Below are 996 nucleotides of genomic sequence, written 5' to 3' on the forward strand. Positions count from 1 at the left end.
CGTTCAGGCTGTTTTTGCAGGCTTCGCAGATGCCCGAGCAGTTTGCTTTGCATCGCCTCTGGTGTCCGAACGGGTTCGCCCGCGTTCATGCGAGCCTTCAAGTCGGCATTCAGATACTCATCCGGATTGAGCTCAGGCGAGTAGCTCGGCAGGTAAAACAGTTCAATCTCCTCGACATGTTCTGCCAGCCATGCCCTCACCACCTTGGCGTGATGCACGCGCAGGTTATCGACGATCAGAAAGACTTTCTTGCCTGCGTCCTTGCACAACCGCTTGAGAAACTTGATGAACATGTCCGCATCCAGCGTTTCCCGATAGAGCATGAATCGCAGCGTGCCTTGGTTGGTGACGGCGGAAATGAGATTGATCCGGCAACGTTTCGATTGCGACAGCATCAGCACCGGCGTCTTGCCTCGCGGGGCATAGCCTCGCGCGTAGTGCTCCACGCTGCTGGCCGCCGTTTCATCGGCCCAACTGATTTCGGCACCTTCGGCCTTCGCGCGCACGACGATGGCCGGGTACACATCCTTGAGCCACTTCTGGACCGCCTCGGGCCGCTGCTCGTAGGCACGCTTGACCGGGCGTTGCGGCGTAAACCCCCAGCGTGCCAGATACTTGCGAACCGTACGTACCGGCAAGTCCACCAGGAACATCTGCTTGATCGCTGCACGCACCGCCTGCGCGCTCCACAACGCAAACTTCAGCTTCAACTGGTCGGGCGTTCGATCTACCAGTTCTTTCTGGATCCGCTCTTCCTGGGCAGGCATGAGGACTCGCCCGCTGCCTTCAGGCCGCCCCCGCTGACCGTCTTTCAACGCCGCCGCACCACGCTCGGCATGGGCTTTGGCCCAGTTGTGCACCGTCAGCCGGTTGATTCCAAGCTCGGCGGCGACCGCCGTTTGGCTATGCCCGCGCCCCAGCATTCGAATCACCGTCCGCCGAAGCTGCTCGCGCGCTGCTGGCTCAAGCTTTCTGACATCGATCTTTTCCATGTCA

Annotated in this window: 1 protein-coding gene; it reads right to left on the reverse strand. The window is 60.2% G+C overall.

Annotation, left to right across the window (positions count from 1 at the left end):
* A partial coding sequence (locus GRF61_RS24180) for an IS630 family transposase (RefSeq protein WP_169153161.1) occupies window positions 1-992 on the reverse strand: 992 nt, incomplete at its 3' end.
* Window positions 993-996: the final 4 nt, after the last annotated feature.

Source organism: Azoarcus sp. TTM-91 (assembly GCF_012911025.1).
Taxonomy (GTDB): domain Bacteria; phylum Pseudomonadota; class Gammaproteobacteria; order Burkholderiales; family Rhodocyclaceae; genus Azoarcus.